This window comes from Mucilaginibacter daejeonensis (assembly GCF_020783335.1).
Taxonomy (GTDB): domain Bacteria; phylum Bacteroidota; class Bacteroidia; order Sphingobacteriales; family Sphingobacteriaceae; genus Mucilaginibacter; species Mucilaginibacter daejeonensis.
Genome location: NZ_CP086068.1, coordinates 2,124,572 through 2,138,691 on the forward strand (window position 1 = coordinate 2,124,572; position 14,120 = coordinate 2,138,691).

Genomic DNA, 14,120 nt, shown 5'->3' on the forward strand with positions numbered 1-14,120 from the left:
ACTTACGAGTTATAGATAATGAAAGAGCGGGGCTGTATGGTTGAGCCTTTCGACGCACCCGGACCGCCCCATTTTTGATCGGCCGAATCGAACAAAGTCTCACCAGCGAGAGGGGCGGGCAGTTGCTGCATTTGATCTGAAAAGTTCATGATGACCTGAACGGCGGCTTTGTCATCCCCACGTTGCAAAAATAGAAGCTGCTGCTCTTCATTGCAGGTAGCCTTTGTTACCTTACGATCAAGTTTTTGTAAGATCGGGTGTTTCTTGCGCAGGGCGATCAGTGCCTTGTAGAAACTCAGCATCACCGCATGGTCGCCTTTTCCGGTCAGGTCCCACTGAAGTTTTGAATCGTTAAATGTTTCAACGGCCATAGGGTCTGGCGCCTCACCATCTGCATGGAACGCCTCAAATTCGGCTTTACGACCTTTGCGGACCGCCTCGGCCAGTTCGGGGTCAGTGTGGCTTACAAAATACATGAATCGGTTAGGCTCGGCATATTCTTCACCCATAAAAAGCATAGGTACATATGGCGATGCTAACACGGCTCCAGCCATCAGCTTTTGGGTCTCGAGGTCGAATAACTCACTGCTGCGCTCACCAAGCATCCGGTTGCCCACTTGGTCGTGGTTCTGGCTAAAAACGATGAACTGATCACCGGTGTTATTGGTGGCCTTGCCACCAAAGTGCTTATCGCGATGCGGCGAATACTGCCCATCATACACATAAGCGTCGTTATAGGCTTTAGTAAGGTCAGCGATCCCATTGAAGTCGCTGTAGTAACCGGTGCGGTCGCCTCCGGCGCTTACGCGCAAAGCATGATGGAACTCGTCGATCCATTGTGCATCCATACCAAACCCGTGATCAGCCAGACTGTTGATGAACCGTGGGTCATTCAGGTCGCACTCCACGATCAGGTGATGCTTGCGGCCGGTCTGCTCATTCAATTCGTCAACCTTCTCCTTCAATTCAGCCAAAAAGTGTTTAGTGCCGAGGTCCTTTATAGCGTGCACCGCATCCATGCGCAAGGCATCGACATGTACATCGCGAAACCACATCAACGTATTTTGAATGAAGTAATGCCTTACAGCATCGCAACCAGCATCATCAAAGTTAATAGCATTCCCCCACGGGGTTTGGTATTTATCGGTGAAGTAAGCGCCGTATGAGCCAAAGTAATTGCCTTCAGGTCCGAGGTGATTATATACCACATCTAATATGACCGACAGGTCTTTAGCATGGCAAGCATCAACCAATTTTTGCAAGCCTTTGATGCCACCGTAGCTGTTTTGAACGGCGTAAGGGAATACACCATCGTAACCCCAGTTACGTTCGCCTGGGAACTGTGCCACTGGCATGATCTCTATCGCGGTGACGCCAAGCTCCACCAGGTGGTCTAACTTAGCCTCTATGCCCTCGAAGTTTCCGCCGGGACCGAACGTGCCCGTATGCAATTCATATATGATGTATTCTGCAAGCGGCGGTGTGGCCCATTGGCTGTCTGTCCAGTCATAGGTCAGGTCTACAGCTTGCGAGGCACCATGTACCCCGTCCGGCTGGTACAACGACGCCGGATCGGGTAGGGGCTCTTCATCGTCTAATACAAAACGATAGGGTGTACCGTCCTTGATCTTATCGGTCTCTGCGTACCAATAGCCGTATTCGAGTTCGTCTAAGAACAGTATCTCGTTATCGTGTCCGAACTGAACAGCGGCCTGCTTTGCCTTAGGTGCCCATAGCCATATGCTGGCGTTACCATTAGCAATAGTAACGCCAGGCCTGGTATCAATTGTTCTCATAGCTTTGGTCATATACCACCGGGTGATGTAATACCACGATCGATCGGCCTTGCACTGTGATCATGCTGCCAGCCTCATAAGTTTCTTCATCCTCCACGGTGCTGTCGGTCGTATCTACGATCTTGGTCCAGTTGTCAGCATACATGCCGTCCGGTAAACGGTATTCCACCGGTTCCCAATGGGCGTTAAATATCACATAGAAGCCATCGTCGATCACCGCTTCGCCAACCTCGTTACGAGTGCGTAAAGCACGACCATTGATGAAAACGGCCACCGATCGGGCAAAGTCATGGTTCCAGTGGTCATCGCTTAGCTGTTCGCCTTCGGGCAAGAACCAGGCTATGTCCTCGACACCCTTGATAGGCGTGCCCCTGAACCAGCGTTTACGACTAAAGGCCGGGTGTTGCCTGCGGAAGTGGATCATTTGGCTGGTAAAATCGATCAGTTGCTGGTCAGCGTTCTTCCAGTCGACCCATGATATCTCGTTATCCTGGCAATAAGCGTTGTTATTACCCTGCTGGGTACGGCTCATCTCATCACCGGCTAACAACATCGGTACACCTTGCGAAAGGAATAGGGTAGTGATGAAATTGCGTTTTTGTTGCTCGCGTATCTGGTTGATGCCTTCATCGTCGGTTGGCCCTTCGGCGCCATAGTTGCATGAGCGGTTGTGACTTTCGCCGTCGTTATTGCCCTCGCCATTGGCATCGTTATGTTTTTCGTTGTAGGTCACCAGATCGTTCAGGGTGAAGCCGTCATGCGCCGTCACGAAGTTGATACTGGCGGTAGGATTGCGGAAATCATCTTTATAAAGGTCTGCACTACCGGTGAAACGCATCGCAAATTCAGACAGGGTACTTGGTTCGCCGCGCCAGTAATCGCGTACGCAATCACGGTATTTACCGTTCCACTCACCCCATCCTTGCGGGAATTTACCTACCTGGTAACCGCCCTCGCCAATATCCCATGGCTCGGCAATAAGTTTTACCTGTGATATGATCGGGTCCTGGTGGATGATATCAAAGAAAGCGCTAAGCCTGTTAACCTCGTGCAGTTCGCGGGCAAGAGTAGAGGCCAGGTCGAAGCGGAAACCATCTACGTGCATCTCAGTGATCCAGTAACGCAGACTGTCCATGATCAGGCGCAGTACATTAGGCAAGTAGGCGTTCAATGTATTACCCGTGCCGGTGTAGTCCATGTAAAAGCGTTTATCTTCGGTAAGGCGATAGTAACCCTCGTTATCTATACCCTTGAATGAAAGGGTAGGGCCTAGTTCATTACCCTCGGCGGTGTGATTGTACACCACGTCCAGTATAACCTCGATACCTGCTTTATGCAATTCTTTCACCATTTGCTTGAACTCGGTCACCTGCTCACCACATACGCCGCTGCTGGCATAACGCGCATCAGGGGCAAAGTACCCTATGGTGTTGTAGCCCCAGTAGTTGGTAAGACCGTTCTCTACCAAGTGCCTATCGGCCACAAAGTGGTGTACGGGCATCAGTTCTATGGCAGTTATCCCCAATCTTTTGAGGTATTCGATGGTCACCGGGTGACCCAGTGCCGCATAGCTGCCCCTGATCTCTTCTGGGATATCAGGATGTAACTTGGTGAAGCCTTTTACGTGGGCTTCGTAAATGATGGTGTTATGGTAGGAGATACTTGGCGGACAATCATCTTCCCAATCGAACTTAGCACTTACTACCACGCTTTTAGGAATGAACGGTGCACTATCGGTAGTGCTAAAGCTCAGGTCTTTTTCTTCGCTGTATACATCATAGCTAAACAATGAATCATGCCAATTGATGGTGCCCGAAATGGCCTTGGCATAAGGGTCGATCAGTAATTTGTTCGGGTTAAAGCGAAGTCCGTTCTGCGGTTCATAAGGCCCGTGTACGCGGAACCCATACAATTGTCCGGGCTTCAAATGAGGTACATAGGTGTGCCATATATAATGAGAGTGCTCCCTGATGTCTATTTTGATGTATTCCACCTCGTCTTGAGGGGTTTTGAACAAACAAAGTTCAACTTTGGTCGCATTGCTCGCGTAAATGGCAAAGTTCACGCCTTTGCTATCTGGTGTTGCGCCCAACGGATAAGGTTTACCTGGAAAGTTATTTATTTTCATAGTATGCAAGGAATAATTTTCAGAGCAAAATGTTTTGATATGTGAGCAAATAGGGTATTCTGCATATGTTGTTGACCGATTTGCGCGTATTAGTTCCAAAATACCCACTGAAAAAAAATGTGTTTTTCATACACTAACTATTGCATCAAAGCAATATCTGTTTATATTTGACAATCGATTGCAAAGACTTGTCGACCGACATTATTTTGGTCTTCAAATAAGCGTCGGACCATTATAAACAGATCATTCCTTACGACCAACAAATGTTATTATTAGGTATCGACATAGGCACATCATCGGTGAAGGTATCGGTGGTGGACGCCAGGTCACAACTTACACTGGCATCAGCACAATATCCTGATACAGAGTCGCCCATTATGTCACTTCAATTGGGCTGGGCCGAGCAGTCGCCTGACATGTGGTGGGAGCAGACCCAACAGGCCATGGCACGCTGCCATGCGAAAGGCGGCTATGACCCATCCGACATCGCCGCGATCGGTATAGCCTACCAGATGCACGGACTGGTACTGGTAGATAAAGATCAGCAGGTATTGCGCAACAGCATCATTTGGTGCGATAGCCGCGCTGTGCCTTATGGCGATAAAGCATTTGAACAAATAGGTGAGGAGCGAAGCCTATCGCATCTGCTCAACTCACCCGGTAATTTCACCGCCGCCAAGCTGGCCTGGGTTAAAGACAATGAGCCAGAAGTTTACAGCAAGATCGACAAGGTCATGCTGCCAGGTGACTTTATAGCGATGAAGTTGACCGGGCGGATCACCACTTCGGCATCAGCACTTAGTGAGGGTATATTTTATGATTTCAAAGATAAACAGCTTTCAACCGATGTGATGAACGCCTTCGGGTTCGAAGATGATCTGATACCCGAACAAAGGGAATTGTTCTCTGTCCACGGCGAGGTGACAAGTGAGGTGGCTCAGCAGCTTCGTCTGCGTGCTGGTATACCGGTTGCTTACAAAGCCGGTGATCAGCCTAATAATGCCTTATCATTGAATGTGCTTCAACCTGGTGAGGTAGCGGCAACGGCGGGTACCTCGGGGGTGATCTACGGCGTGAGTGATCAGCTGGCCTACGACCCACTATCAAGGGTGAATACATTTGCCCACGTCAACCATACCGAAACAGATCAACGCTTAGGTATACTGCTTTGTATCAATGGCACAGGTAGCCTTAACCGCTGGGCCAAGAACTTATTTGGCTCGGACATCGGTTATACCGAAATGAACGAAATGGCTAAGAGCGCCCCTGAAGGGAGTTCGGGCCTCCGTATACTGCCATTCGGAAACGGTGCTGAGCGCATGCTGTGTAACAAATTGGTAGGCGTGCATTTTCATCATATCGACCTCAACCTGCATGACCGTTCACACATCTTCCGTGCGGTCCAAGAGGGCATAGCCTGCGCGTTCCGATATGGTCTTGACATTATGCGCGGTAATGGAATGAACCCGACCGTGATCCGTGCAGGTAAGGCCAACCTTTTTCTGAGCGATCTTTTTGCGCAGACCTTCGTTAACGTGACCGGCGTGCCGGTAGAACTGTACAACAACGACGGTAGCGTTGGTGCAGCATTAGGAGCGGGTATAGGCGCGGGTATATTCGCTACACCGGCCGAGGCTTTTAAAGGCATGGAGAAGATACAGACCATTACTCCACAGGAGGGCAACGGAATGGAGCAGGTTTACCAGGAGTGGAAGGTATTATTAGATGCACAACTTACTGCCGAAGACTCAATAGAACAAGCGCTCGACGCACAGTAGCACCAATTTACCTAGACCATATCATTCATCAAATAAAAATTACGGACAACCCTGCAGGCCTGATCAAATGGCCGGCAGGACAATTCAAAACTTATGAGCATATTAACAGGAGACAGAGAGTATTTTAAAGGCATAGGCCAGATCAAATTTGAAGGACCGGAAAGCGACAACCCTTTAGCATACCGCTGGTATGACGAGAACCGCGTGGTTGCCGGCAAGACCTTAAAAGAGCATTTGCGGTTCGCGGTGGCTTACTGGCATTCGTTCTGCGGTAACGGTGCCGACCCGTTCGGTGGCCCTACCCATCAATTTGCCTGGGACGAGAAGGCTGACGCAGTAGAACGCGCCAAAGACAAGATGGATGCTGCGTTCGAGTTCTTCACCAAATTAGGTCTGCCATACTATTGCTTTCACGATGTGGACGTAGTTGACTACGGCAATGATGTGAACGAAAATGACCGCCGTTTGCAAGCTTTGGTAGATTATGCCAAGGAGAAACAAGCGGCCAGTGGCATCAAATTGCTGTGGGGCACTGCTAATCTTTTCTCGCACAAACGCTACATGAACGGTGCATCTACCAACCCCGACTTTCATGTGTTGGCCCACGGTGCGGCACAAGTAAAGGCGGCATTGGATGCTACCATCGCATTGGGTGGCGAGAACTACGTTTTTTGGGGTGGCCGTGAGGGTTACATGAGCCTGCTGAACACTGATATGAAACGGGAGCAGGAACACTTTGCTAAGTTCTTACACGCTTCAAAAGACTATGCCCGTAAAAATGGCTTCAAAGGTACGTTCTTCATCGAGCCAAAACCTTGTGAGCCAAGCAAGCACCAGTATGATTATGATGCGGCTACCGTGATCGGCTTTTTACAACGTTACGACCTGCTGAACGACTTTAAACTGAACCTGGAAGTGAATCACGCTACTTTGGCCGGCCATACCTTTGCTCACGAGATGCAGGTAGCTGCTGATGCTGGCCTGTTAGGCTCACTGGATGCTAACCGTGGTGATGCTCAGAACGGTTGGGATACCGACCAGTTCCCTAACGATATCAACGAGGTGACCGAGTACATGCTGGTATTCCTGCAAGCCGGTGGTCTGCAAGGTGGTGGTATCAACTTCGACGCCAAGATACGCCGTAACTCTACCGACCCTGCTGATCTGTTCTATGCACACATCGGTGGTGCCGATGTATTTGCCCGCGCTCTGATCACTGCCGATAAGATCCTGCAAAATTCCGACTACAAAAAGATCCGCACCGACCGTTATGTATCGTTCGATACGGGCAAAGGAAAGGAGTTCGAAGAAGGAAAATTGACCCTGGAGGACCTGCGTTCATACGCGATAGAACATGGCGAACCCGCCGTTACAAGTGGAAAACAAGAGTATTTGGAAAATTTGATAAACAGGTTTATTTAAGTATACTTGTTGCCGATAAACCAATTCAGATCACGTATTAACACAAAATGAAAGAACTCACCACGGGAGATTACATCGTCTTCTTAGTTTACTTCCTGATCGTTGCTGTGTATGGCCTTTGGGTATACCGCCGCAAGCGTAATGCCGACGCGACATCAAAAGATTATTTTTTGGCCGAAGGGTCGCTTACCTGGTGGGCCATCGGTTCATCACTGATCGCTTCGAATATCTCGGCAGAGCAGTTCGTGGCCATGAGCGGCAACGGCTTTACCATGGGTCTGGCCGTATCGGCCTACGAGTGGATGGCGGCTATCACTTTGGTGATCGTGGCTGTGTTCTTTATCCCGGTTTACCTGCGTAACAAGATCTTCACCATGCCGCAGTTCCTGCACCAGCGCTACAATAGCACGGTGGCTATGATCATGGCGGTGTTCTGGTTGTTGTTATACGTGATCGTTAACCTGACGTCGATCCTTTACCTGGGCGCTATCGCTGTTAACGGTATATCAGGTATCAATTTCACCGTTTGTTTGATCGCACTGGCGTTCTTTGCAGTGATCATTACCCTTGGTGGTATGAAAGTTATCGGTTTCACCGACGTTATCCAGGTGTTCTTCCTTATCCTGGGTGGTTTGGTAACTACCTACATAGCGGTGACCTTAGTAGCAGAGCACAGTGGTTCTAACGGTATCATGAATGGCTTGAAGATCATGAGCGAAAAAGCTAATGATCACTTCCATATGATCCTGAAAAAGGATAACAAGAGCTTCATCGACCTGCCAGGCTTGACCGTGTTGTTAGGTGGTATGTGGATCGTGAACCTGAACTATTGGGGTTGTAACCAGTACATCACACAACGTGCTTTGGGTGCTAACCTGAAAACTGCCCGTGCAGGTATCCTGTTCGCAGCGTTCCTGAAACTGATGATGCCATTGATCGTGGTATTGCCAGGTATCGCAGCATTCGTGTTGTACAAAGATCAGGTGTTCGATTCGGGCTCACAAGCTGCTTTGACCGACAACGCCGATAAAGCTTACCCGATCCTGCTCAATCTGCTTCCTGCAGGTTTTAAAGGCCTTTCGTTCGCAGCTTTGACCGCTGCCGTTGTGGCCTCGCTAGCTGGTAAAGCTAACAGTATCGCTACTATCTTCACACTGGATATCTTCAAGAAATTAAGACCAGATACTCCAGACAACAAACTGGTTAGCGTAGGTAAGACCACCGTTGTTGTGGCTATGATCTTGGGTGTGGTGATCTCTCCGTTCCTGGGTATCGATAAAAAAGGCGGTTTCACCTTTATTCAGGAGTACACCGGTTTCGTATCTCCGGGTATCTTCGCCATGTTCATCTTGGGTTTCTTCTGGAAAAAAGCTACCTCAAATGCGGCCCTGTTCGCTACTATCGGTGGTTTTATCTTCTCGGTGATCTTCAAATTCCTGCCTAACTGGACCGACCTTTCATGGTTGTACAAATATGGTTTCGCGGTTCCTAACAAAGATGGTGTTTACGAGATACCGTTCCTGGATCGTATGGGCTTTGTGTTCATTATCTGTATCATCGGTATGTGGATCATCAGTACCATCGAGACCGCTCGTGGCGTAAAGACCAATGGCTTAGAAGTAGATGCCTCTATGTTCAAGACCTCACGTTCATTTGCAGTAGGCGCCTTATTGATCTGCGGCATATTAGTTGCCCTTTACTCACTACTTTGGTAGTCAGCAGAACAAGCTTTGTACGAGCGGCGGCCTCTTAAGGTCGCCGCTTTTTTTTGGATATATTTTATTAAAGGAATTTGCTCATTACAAAATTGGTGATCGCCGTTCGCAAGCTGGTTACAAAGGGCGTTTTGCGACAAGATGATGATCTTTTCGAGTGTTACATTTCACTCAAAAAGTGTTACATCTGGTGTTACATTTTCGATAAATGTGGTTTTTTCTTGAAAAAGTTGGGTTTTTACGAATTTCGTAATGCCGAAAAGTGGGGAAAGTTGGGGAATTCTGTTACATCGCTGTAACACTTTTTTGCAAATGTAACATCCGCTGAAACGCTTTGTGATCGGCGGTGATTTAGGCCGATATACCGGTCGTGGAATATTTATATCGACCGTTCGATCACCCACCAGATCGTCCATCCAACATAAATGATCCGTGACAGTACCCCGGCCCCGCAACTCGAAACACAAAGCGCGCAACCGATCACTCCTCGATCTTGCGCACCATGATCACGATCAGCGCGCCCAGTAGGGCGATCAGCCCGAACGACCAGCGCATACCTGCGGCCTGGGCCACATAGCCCACAAAAGGCGGTACAAGTAAAAAGCCGAGGTAGCCTACGCTGGATATGGAAGCGATGGCAGCACCGCTGCTCAACGTAGCCGACCGGCCGGCGATACTGAACACCAGCGGCACCACGCACGATACGCCTGCACCCACCAACATAAAGCCGGCTATTGCAGGTACGGTATAGGGAAGGGCAACAGCCAGTAACAGACCACCGAATATGAACCACCCGCTGTACTTCAGCATATTCTTGATCCCAAAGCGGGTCACCATCTTATCGCCCGTGAAGCGTACGATGGTCATGGCCACCATGTAAGCCACAAAAGCACCGGTAGATGTACTGCGTGAGGCTTGTACGGCTTTCTCAAAGTATATAGCGCTCCAATCGTACATGGTGTTCTCGCAGGCCATACAGGCAAAACAGATCACCGCAAATTTGAGCATGTGTTTATCGGGAAGCAGAAACAGGGGCTTCTTCTCTACCGGTTTAGGCTTTTGGTAAAAGGTATAGCTGTAAAAGTAGGCAGATAAGATGAACAGCAAGATGCTCACGCTGCCCAAGTGGTATAATAGGCATATATTCAACTTCACCATCAGGTAGCCAACGGCAGCACCGGCAAAACCGGCCAGGCTCCAAATGCCGTGAAACGTGGTGATCACCGATCGGGTGTATAACGATTGCACACCTACCGATTGCGCATTCACCGACAAGTTCAACAAATTACGGCCCGACCCAAAGGCAAATAGGATGATGGCAAATTGCCAGGCCTCGGTAGCTAAACCCAGCAGGCAAAGCACAACGTTAAACACCATTGCCCCAAAGATCATGATACTGCGGCTGGTATAACGGCTTAGCAGGTTGCCCGTGATCGGCATGGTGAGCATGAGCCCGATAGGCAGGGCGAACAATAATGACCCCAACTGCGCCTCGTTGAAGTGCAGGCGTTGTTGCACCGTAGGTATGCGCGAGGCCCATGATGAATAGCCAAAACCTGAAATAAAAAAGAAAACAGCGCACCCGATACGAAGCTCGCGTGCCGACCTGTTGGTTGGATGGGTCATTTGCCCACAAAAATACAAAAACAGGCAGGTTAAAGTACCTTAAAACTCAACATTGTTAACTCCGCATTAAATGCACTATTCATGTCGGCACAATACGATAACTTTGCGTACTATGAACGATACCTTAACGGGCAATAATGACGCGGAGCAGCCTTACATTTTACCTTTCACGGTAAATGGGCTCACTGAGCTGATCATTGCTCGTAACACGCTGGGTAACGTTCATCCTTTGCCAGAGCCTTTGCAGGTCATCTTTTTAGCACCCAACCGCGGCCTATTCACCAGCAAGGTGAACCCTAATTATTTCCCGGTGGTGGAGGTGCAGCAGCAGGACGGCCGTTTGTGGCTCACTTGCCCTTGCCGTACGTTGCATGAACAGCTGTGCGATCACCAGGCCCGCGTGCTACTGCAATTGCTGAATAAGCCCGATCTGCGCATTTTTTTTGATGATGCCATGCGCCAGCAAAAGTTCAGAATGGTAGCGCAGGACTATGGCCTGCAACATGAACAGGTACTCGATAGCTTTTTTGAACTGACCTACACCAACGGGCAGCCGGTGATCCAACCAAGGCAAAAGGCATTAGTGGCTGTTACCGGCCCCAGCCTCGATGCCATGAAACAATTGGTGTTCCAGCCGCAGGCACCGACGCTGAACATTGATACCGACGAAAGCACCGCCCGCATTCTGGTATTCAGGCAACATAAGTTCTATAAGCATCTATTGGTCGAGTTGTATGACGCCCCGCTAAGCAAGGAGGGCCGTATCAAGAATCCGCTCGCACCGGTGGCCGCGCTCGATCAGATGTGGCGCACCAATGATTCCCTCGAACTGAAGTTTTTCGCCGCCATAGGTGCATCGCAAGCCAACGGGCATGATAAGATCGACGAGGCCGCGTTGGAAAGCCTGAAGGCCATTTTCCGCAACCCATTAGGGTTAGCCTGTTATGTTCACCAGCCCGAACGGTCGGAGAATGTGAACGCGACATCGCTTGACCGTGTGGAAGTGGGGCGCATCACTGACGCTATCAAATTCAAGGTCGAACAAAAAGGCCAGTTCTACGAAGTGTCGGCCAGCTTGATGATCTACGGGACCGATCATGACCTGGCCACGCTCGAGGTCAAATATGATTGCATGGTCGGTGTCGGTCAGGCGTTCTACCTGGTCAAAGATCTGCAAATGCTGGGCGCTATCAGGCTATTCAGTGGCGGCAGGCAACGTTTGCTCATCCATCATACCCGGTATGATCAGTTCCGCGCTCAGATCCTCGACAAATTGGAGGAGCGTAGCGCCGTGAACTATACTTACCTCAAACCGGCCACACCGCGCCAACTGAAAGATCAGGGCTTTGAACAGGGAAATGAAATGATCATTTACCTTTCAGACTTTGGTCAGCATGTGATGGTCCTGCCGGTGATGCGCTACGGTGAGATGGAGATCCCCATTCGTAGCCAAAAGATCATTCACGGGATAGATAAAAAAGGGCAATACTTCATCGTAAAGCGTAATGACGAAGCCGAACAGCAGATGCTCTCGCTACTCATCAGGCAGCATCCATACTTTGAGGAACAGATCACCGATGACCTGCAATACTTCTATCTGCACAAAAGGATCTTTCTGGATCATGAATGGTTCCTGAATGCGTTCGAAGCCTGGCGCGATGCGGGCATCACTATATTGGGCTTTAACGAGATCAGTAACAACAAGCTGAACGGCAATAAGCTGAGCGTCAACATTGATATACTAAGCGGTATCAACTGGTTCAATGTCAAGATCAAGGCCGGCTTTGGCAAGCAAAAGGCATCGCTCAAGCATCTGCATAAAGCCATCCGTAACAAAAGCAAATTCGTACAGTTGGATGATGGCACCTTGGGCGTATTGCCAGCGGAGTGGATAGCGCGCTTTGCCGATTATTTTAACGCCGGTGAGATCATTGAAGATGAACTGCATGTATCGCGCGCTAACTTTAACATCATCAACGATTTATACGATGATGAAATGCTTGACGAGGCGGTACGCACACAGCTACATACCTACAGACAAAAGCTGGCTGATTTTGAGCGGATCGAACACGTCGATGTCCCCAACGCTTTCAACGGCACCTTGCGCGATTACCAATCGCAGGGCCTCAACTGGCTCAACTTTTTAGATGAGTTCTCTTTTGGCGGTTGCTTGGCCGATGATATGGGTTTGGGTAAAACAGTGCAGATCATCGCATTCATTTTGTCGCAGCGCGAACGCAAAGGCCCGGCCACAGATCTGCTGGTGGTACCCACATCGCTCATCTTCAACTGGCAGGCCGAATTCCAAAAGTTCGCGCCATCGCTCAAGATACATACGCTTTACGGGCCCGACCGGAAGCGAAACACACAGGGCTATGAGACCTATGATGTGGTCATCACCTCGTACGGTACGCTATTGTCTGATGTGCTATTTCTTAAAGATCATGACTTTAACTACGTCTTTCTCGACGAATCGCAGAATATCAAGAACCCGTCATCGCAACGTTACAAAGCGGCCCGTTTGCTCAAGGCCCGTAACCGCATAGCCATTACAGGCACACCGGTTGAGAACAACACGCTCGACCTGTATGCGCAATTGTCGTTCGCCAGTCCGGGACTGTTGGGCAGTAAGCAATATTTTAAAGAGATCTACCTCATGCCCATCGATCAATTCAAGGTCGATACGCGCCTGCAGGAGTTAAGGGGACGTGTATCGCCATTCGTGCTACGCCGAACCAAGCGCGAAGTGGCGGCCGAATTGCCCGAAAAGACAGAAATGGTGTTGTATTGCGACATGCTCGAGGAGCAACGCAAGATGTATGATGCTTACGAGCGCGAGTTCAGGGAGTTCATATCGGCCACCACACAGGAGGAATTGCCTAATAGCTCGATGCATGTGCTGAGGGGTATAACCCGCTTGCGTCAGATCTGCGATTCGCCGCTGCTGCTAAAAGGGGAGAAGCTGCCGGGTGAGCGGTCGGCCAAGATCGAGATGCTATTGGAGCAGCTCCGTTCGCGCACCGATCAGCACAAGATCCTGGTATTTTCACAATTTGTGACCATGCTGGATCTGATCGGCCAGGCCTTGAACAAAGAGGGCATAGGCTTCGCTAAACTGACCGGCAGCACCCGCGACCGGCAAGCCGTGGTGGATGATTTTCAGACCAACCCTGACACCCGCGTATTCCTGGTGAGCCTGAAAGCCGGTGGTACGGGCCTTAACCTTACCGCGGCCGACTATGTGTACCTGGTAGACCCATGGTGGAACCCTGCCACCGAGAACCAGGCCATTGATCGTGCTTACCGCATAGGACAGGACAAGCATGTGGTGGCCGTACGTATGATCTGCACCGATACCGTAGAGGAAAAGATGATGATCCTTCAGCAGAACAAGAAGGACCTGGTGGACCGTTTGATCACCAGCGGCAACTCCCTGCCTTTGGATCGCGAAGAGCTGCTCAGCCTCCTGAAGCACCCGCATCACGCGGCGGAGAACATTTGATCGTGATGCTGAGCGTTACGTCCTGATCATCAAATTTGTAAGGGTCAATACAAAAATTTAAGAAATTAGTTTTAAGATCTGTTTAATGGTTAAATGTGACTATATTTAAGGGTCTTAAACTGGTCACAAGATCTTTTGCCTTGCGGTAGCTTT

The 14,120-nt window shown here is 49.6% G+C and carries 7 protein-coding genes; 4 read left to right on the top strand and 3 right to left on the bottom strand.

Annotated features, from left to right (window positions below):
- Positions 1-2: 2 nt before the first annotated feature.
- Together treZ and glgX are read right to left on the bottom strand one after the other, a co-directional pair.
- Positions 3-1,796 carry a malto-oligosyltrehalose trehalohydrolase gene (gene treZ, locus LLH06_RS08935; RefSeq protein WP_228173021.1) on the bottom strand — a complete coding sequence of 598 codons (1,794 nt, stop codon included), beginning with the start codon at positions 1,794-1,796 and terminating at the stop codon, positions 3-5.
- Positions 1,783-3,924, bottom strand: coding sequence for a glycogen debranching protein GlgX (gene glgX / locus LLH06_RS08940; protein ID WP_228173022.1), 2,142 nt, complete (start codon positions 3,922-3,924; stop codon positions 1,783-1,785). The genes treZ and glgX overlap by 14 nt, the downstream gene beginning before the upstream one ends.
- Before the next feature lie 263 nt (positions 3,925-4,187).
- On the opposite strand from glgX, the gene LLH06_RS08945 reads away from it, so the two are divergent.
- The 3 genes from LLH06_RS08945 to LLH06_RS08955 all read left to right on the top strand — a co-directional run bounded on the left by LLH06_RS08945 (position 4,188) and on the right by LLH06_RS08955 (position 8,839).
- The gene (locus LLH06_RS08945; protein WP_228173023.1) at positions 4,188-5,702 is read left to right on the top strand and encodes a xylulokinase; all 1,515 of its coding nucleotides are present in this window, start codon (positions 4,188-4,190) and stop codon (positions 5,700-5,702) included.
- Between the two features lie 93 nt (positions 5,703-5,795).
- Entirely contained in the window at positions 5,796-7,124 is a 1,329-nt protein-coding gene (xylA, locus tag LLH06_RS08950) for a xylose isomerase (RefSeq protein ID WP_228173024.1), read from the top strand.
- Positions 7,125-7,171: 47 nt separating this feature from the next.
- Positions 7,172-8,839 carry a sodium:solute symporter family transporter gene (locus tag LLH06_RS08955; protein WP_228173025.1) on the top strand — a complete coding sequence of 556 codons (1,668 nt, stop codon included), beginning with the start codon at positions 7,172-7,174 and terminating at the stop codon, positions 8,837-8,839.
- 480 nt (positions 8,840-9,319) lie between these two features.
- On the opposite strand, the gene LLH06_RS08960 is transcribed toward LLH06_RS08955, so the two are convergent.
- Positions 9,320-10,465 carry an MFS transporter gene (locus LLH06_RS08960; RefSeq protein WP_228173026.1) on the bottom strand — a complete coding sequence of 382 codons (1,146 nt, stop codon included), beginning with the start codon at positions 10,463-10,465 and terminating at the stop codon, positions 9,320-9,322.
- A 112-nt stretch (positions 10,466-10,577) separates the two neighbouring features.
- Here LLH06_RS08960 and LLH06_RS08965 point away from each other — a divergent pair, with 112 nt between their 5' ends.
- Positions 10,578-13,967, top strand: coding sequence for a DEAD/DEAH box helicase (locus LLH06_RS08965; RefSeq protein WP_228173027.1), 3,390 nt, complete (start codon positions 10,578-10,580; stop codon positions 13,965-13,967).
- The last annotated feature ends 153 nt before the right edge of the window (positions 13,968-14,120 follow it).